The following is a 274-nucleotide window of genomic DNA, read 5'->3' on the forward strand; positions in this document are numbered from 1 at the left end:
CTTCCACCTCGATGCGAAGGTCGCGAAGCGGCACACGCATCACCCCGGCCGTTCCTTCCAGGAGCAGCGATCCTTCGATGACTTCGTCGCCTGCGGTGGTCCCGACAGCGGTGACAGTCGGACCGGAGGCGGAGCGTACGCGCAGTCCGGCAATGTCGTCGGCCTCGATCTCGCGCACGGCTCCGAGCTCGACTTCGAGTTCGTTCATCGCCCAGGTGGGCTCTTCACGCTGCGCCAGCGCCAGTGCCGCGTGCACGGTGTGCGCGAGCGGATT

General features: G+C 67.2%; 1 protein-coding gene. It reads right to left on the reverse strand.

Annotated features, from left to right (window positions below; translation table 11 throughout):
- A partial coding sequence (locus tag SB660_RS20460) for a hypothetical protein (RefSeq protein ID WP_410584160.1) occupies window positions 1–274 on the reverse strand: 274 nt, incomplete at both ends.

The sequence above is a fragment of the Bacillus sp. SIMBA_005 genome, assembly GCF_046535585.1.
GTDB lineage: Bacteria > Bacillota > Bacilli > Bacillales > Bacillaceae > Bacillus > Bacillus pumilus.